The sequence below is a fragment of the Streptomyces sp. NPDC005202 genome, assembly GCF_040608235.1.
GTDB lineage: Bacteria > Actinomycetota > Actinomycetes > Streptomycetales > Streptomycetaceae > Streptomyces.
This window is the reverse complement of sequence record NZ_JBEXHW010000076.1, coordinates 1-4,999: the sequence shown is the minus strand read 5'-3', so window position 1 is coordinate 4,999 and position 4,999 is coordinate 1. Positions and strand designations below refer to the sequence as shown.

The following is a 4,999-nucleotide window of genomic DNA, read 5'->3' as shown; positions in this document are numbered from 1 at the left end:
GGCGGTCGACGGCAAGAGCCTGCGCGGAGCGGGCAGGGCCAAGGGCCGCAAGGTCCATCTGCTCGCCGCATGCGACCACGTCTCCGGCCTGGTCCCGGCCCAGCTCGACGTGGGCGAGAAGACCAACGAAATCACCTGCTTCCAGCCGCTGCTGGAGACCATCGCCGACCTGGCGGGCGTAGTCGTGACCAGCGACGCCATGCACACTCAGCGCGAGCACGCCGACTACCTGCTCAGCCGGGGCGCGCACTACATCGTGATCGTGAAAGGGGATCAGAAGAAGCTTCGCAAGCAGCTCAAGTCCTTGCCCTGGAAGCAGATTCCGCTGCAGGCACGCACCCGCGACGCCGGCCACGGCCGCGGTGAGATCCGCAGGATCAAGGTGTGCACGGTGAACAACCTGCTCTTCCCCGGGGCCCGCCAAGCCGTCCAGCTCAAGCGCCGCCGGGTGGACCGCAAGACCGGCAAGATCAGCATCAAGACCGTCTACGCGGTCACCAGCCTGACCGCCGAGCAGGCCACTCCCGCCCAGCTCGCGACCCTGATCCGTGACCACTGGAAAGTCGAGGCGCTGCACCATGTCAGGGATGTGACGTTCGCCGAGGACGCCTCCCAGCTGCGGACCGGCACCGCACCCCGCGCCATGGCCACCTGGCGCAACCTCGCCATCGGCGCACTCCGCCTCGCCGGCAGCACCAACATCGCTGCCGGCCTTCGGCGCAACGCCCCCGACGCCAGCAGGCCGCTCGCCCTCCTCGGACTCACATGATCACGAAACGGGCATCAAGCGACTACGCCGAAGCCCTGCCCGACAGCCCGCTTCGTGAAAGCGCGAGGCTAACTCGACTTACACTTGGACATTCATGCCTCGAACAACGATTGAGGAGAAGAGGCGAAGGTTTCTTACTGGGAATCCTCTGCGAGGAGCCGATCTTTCATCTTTCGCACCTCTGTCATGACTTCCTTATATTCTTCCATCCTCCCCAGGTGCTTGAGGGATACACCGCAGACACCAAGTGCTGAGGCGAGAAGTTTACTGGAGTCTACAGAGCCCGAATCCGCTTGCCTGTGTCTAAGTGCAGCAATTTCTGCCGCTTCAAGCGCTTCCTCGTACCGTTCATTCTCAAGGAAGCAGAGGGAGGCGAAGTAAAGGAGTTCAGCACTTGAGGTTTGTCCGGTTGAAGTGCGTTTCCCTTGAAAGATCTCGTCGCCCTGCCCTCTAAGGATGTCCACCATTTCAGCGGCACACTCTACAGCTTCTTGCCCCTGCCCAAAATGCTGATGGCAAGCTGCAGTGTTGCTCAACAATAGACACAGCCCAGCTGAGTGTCTATCGGGTTCCTGGTGGGCAAGGTCCCGCAAGGGTGCTAGCGCGATTTTCTGAATGAAGAGGGATTGCTCATACTGGCCAATCTGGGCAAGCGCGGCTCCCAGAGTTGCCAGGGCTTCAACCGCCTCGACATCCAAGAACCCGTCCATCGTACGAAAGTCGATGAATTCTTTGGCCGCTCGAATGACGGAAATCGGGTTTGCGAGTTTGGTGGCGCACGTGAAACGGGCGTCCAATAGTTGCATGAACTTCTCAGATCGCACCTCAAACTGAATGCCCACTAGGGGTCGGTAAATATCAACTGCTTCTTCGTGAGCGGCGAATGCCTCCTCAAGTTGGCCTGCGGCTACCAGGATTCCGCCCAGGTTGTGCATAATTTCAGCATGCCTTGGCTGGAATTCTCCAGGCTTTGCCTCGGCTAGCTGCGAGAATAGTTCGGCTGCTCTGCGCTGGGTCAGGATCGCATCGTCCAGGCGCCCCACTTCTTTAAAACGGTACGCTGCATTGCTCAAGGCGTCGGCAAACCGTGCAATACTGTCTGAAGAACCAGTCTTAGCCTGCTCAACGAGTAGGCTAAGTGACCACTCAGTGTATTGCACGGATTGCTCACGCCATCCAATGTCCCACAGCTGTGTGGAGAAACTGGCAACTGATGCAGCAAACCCTCCACGATGTGCTGGATCCTTCTCTGATAGATGCTTCCAGATTTGAAGGGATTCAAATCCGGCGTCGGTCGCCTTCTCGTGTCTACCTGCAGCCCACAGATGGTTGGCGAGGTGAAGGGTCGCAACAGCGAGGCCCTCGTAGAAGGGCCATCGCCGCGATGTAACGTCAGCGGCAGACCCGGATTGCGGCATATCCCGATAGATCGCAACTGCCTCTTCAGCGGCCGCGATTGCATCATCTACTCGCCCCATTTTGCTCAGCCAATTGCCAAGTTGGTCCGAGTAGTGAGCGGTGAAGAGGAGATCGCCCTCCCCGCGGGCCTTCGACAAGAATCGCTCGGCCAACGCTGCAGCGGGTTCAGCTAGAACGTCGGCGCGGTTGGAAATTTCGTCCAGCAAAGAGTCCCGGATTACGGTGTCGTCCAACGCTGAGCGGATCGCTGCGGCCAGTTCAGCACTCAGCATGAGGCTAATCTCACGTTCTAGGCTGGCCACGGCGGCTGTCATTACTTCCAGATCCGACGCTATTACTCTGCGCAGAATGGGCTGCAGCTTCGGACGGTCATAGCAGGCTCGTTGGAGCCTACTTAGAACACGTCGTGCTCTATCTGGCTGGAGTCCTCTGAATGCAGTGTCCGCTGTGTCTGACGCGCCCAGGAAAGCAACTTCAAGTAGTTCGGCAACCAGGAGGTCTGGTTGAATCCCTCCGACCCACTCTCCTTTGGGCCGGGGATAGAGATCCCGCAACCAGTGGGCGATCTCATATTTACGCTCCGAAGCAGCGTCAGAGAGTTCTGGAAGTCGGGAAGCCATCTCCACTGCCTCACTCTCGGCAGTTGCCCCCATTAGGCTGGCAAGCGCAACGGCCCGTGTTTGAGTTCTGGGAGAAGGCGGTCCTGTAGTGAAGTGGGCAGCAGCATTGGCAGCCCAGTAGCGCTGCTCATGATGTAGCAGTCCGCGTAGTGGGCTTTGAGTTGGTTGGGTCGATTCCGCCTGGGAGTCGGAAGCGGATACGCCAAGCTCAAGCAGAGAGAGCAACGCGGCTGCTTGTGCATGCAGGATGACTTCTGCCTCGGGGCACTGGGTTACGAACTGAGGTTGCGCCACTTGGACGGAAAGGGCATCGGCAAAGGCAACAAAGGCTTCCAGCATTGCCAATGCAGTGCTGTCACGGTCACGAACGAGTGAGGCTAGAGCAGTCTTCCCCGCGCGCCCTAGGAGGCGTTCAGTAGTAAATGACTTCGTTACAAGTTCATCCCACCATCGACCCTCATTTCGCGCAATCAGGAGTAAACGCAGCTGGATACCGCGGAATTCGAATTGGTCAACCTCCTCCAAAAGTCCGATCAGATCAGCTCGACTCTCAGCATAGTCGACAACAATTAGAACGGACTCATCTGCGGCTGACAGTCTACGGATCTCTTCAATTGCAAGTCTCTCGCGGAGAAAACCTGCAACCCATCCCACTGTTGACATGGCCCTGCATAGTTCAGCGGCAAGTCGCGTCTTACCGGTCCCTCCAGGCCCTGTGAGAAGGTGCACTTGAGGTCCGGAGGAGAGGCACCAATCTCTTAAGCCCGACAGTTCGGCATCCCGGCCGGCGAATGGAACAATTCCATACTCGGGTCGGAGCGGAAGGCTGGGAGGCTCATTCTGAAGATTCCGAGGTACAGGTTGGAATGGCGGGCGCAGCACGCGTTTGACGATGTCCGTAAACATCTCTTGCCGTGCGATGCGCCAGTCCGGATCTGCGAGATGAAATGATGTATGCGCCTCGCTAAGGCCATCTTCGATAGCAAGATGCTGGCCAACAGGTATGGCCCATCCTCCCAGGTTTAGCTCGTCATGTCTTGTGCGGCTGATCATGCCGCAGACGCGCCCGGTTCGCTCATTCAGCAGAGGGGAACCGCTCATTCCTGGCGCGATCTGCCCTCCTGAGAGTTGCAGTCGATGCTCATCTCCGGCCAGATGCTCGCCCTCGAAGCGCAGAGCGACGGGTGTCATTCCCAAAACAGTTCTGGCGTACACTTCGGTGATACCCAATGCCCATAACCGGTCTCCTGTTTGCGGCAGCGCTGGATCAAGCTGGACACAGGGATGATCACTCATCTCAACGCCTAGCAGTGCCAGGTCGGGGTAGGGATAGGAATCCAAGTCTGACGGCTTGCTCTCCGGAAGAATACGGAGCACGGTACAGGGAAGCACCTCGCCGTCAGCGACTGTGACTGTTGCCTGTACACCTGAACGCACGAGTGGCTCAACAACATGCGCGCACGTGAGAACTCTGCCGGGTGCTACAAAGAACCCCGTTCCCTCCGGACCACGCGTTGAGCCAACTTGAACAGTGCAAGAATGAAGCAGGCTTCGCAGCCTTTCCCCCGTCACGACTCCCCCGAAGACGGAGATTCCTCGTCAGCTTGCTCGTTGTCGGGCTCCGTCTCCTCCTGTACATTGGCGCGACGTTCGCCGTCGGCTACCCAGGTCAGTGTCACCTTTAGCGAAGCTGTTCCTTCTCCCTTCACCAGCAAACTAGTTAGCTTGCCGCTCTCGGCCTTGAACCCGATGGCGAACTCGACGCTGGCCTCATCTGGCCTAACTCTGGCCAGACTCTGAGTCACCGCTCTGGCGATTCCTTCAATCGAGCGCTGTACCTGATCAAGCCGGTACGGCTCGTCCCTGCCGCCCAGCCCAACGTCGCGGGCCGAACCGCTGGGGGCAACTTCCACCTCCACGATGACGCCGTTCGGGAGTTCGACAGGCACTGTCGGGCTGCCGCTGACGGTCGTCTGGTGTCCCAAGGTCATGTCCGGGAGCATAGCTTTGGGGCACGTCACACCGGGTGGGATCTTTGGAGCCCAGTCGGGTCCGCTCAGTCAAGTCAGGGAGGCTAGCGTGCGCTCCATGGCGATGTATTGAGTCGGAACAGTTTGGTTTCCTACGCGGTCGTGTAGCGGACGGCTGGGGCGGCGAAGTAGCCGCAGACGATGCGGGGCTGGCGCTGGCG

The 4,999-nt window shown here is 59.0% G+C and carries 3 protein-coding genes; 1 reads left to right on the top strand and 2 read right to left on the bottom strand.

The window, feature by feature from the left end:
* The coding region (locus ABZV31_RS37990; protein ID WP_355901419.1) for an ISAs1 family transposase at window positions 1–769 on the top strand (769 nt) is incomplete at its 5' end.
* Between the two features lie 134 nt (window positions 770–903).
* On the opposite strand, the gene ABZV31_RS37985 is transcribed toward ABZV31_RS37990, so the two are convergent.
* The gene (locus ABZV31_RS37985) at window positions 904–4,380 is read right to left on the bottom strand and encodes a serine protease (RefSeq protein WP_355901417.1); all 3,477 of its coding nucleotides are present in this window, start codon (window positions 4,378–4,380) and stop codon (window positions 904–906) included.
* Window positions 4,377–4,799 carry a CU044_2847 family protein gene (locus ABZV31_RS37980; protein ID WP_355901415.1) on the bottom strand — a complete coding sequence of 141 codons (423 nt, stop codon included), beginning with the start codon at window positions 4,797–4,799 and terminating at the stop codon, window positions 4,377–4,379. The genes ABZV31_RS37985 and ABZV31_RS37980 overlap by 4 nt, the downstream gene beginning before the upstream one ends.
* Window positions 4,800–4,999 lie beyond the last annotated feature (200 nt).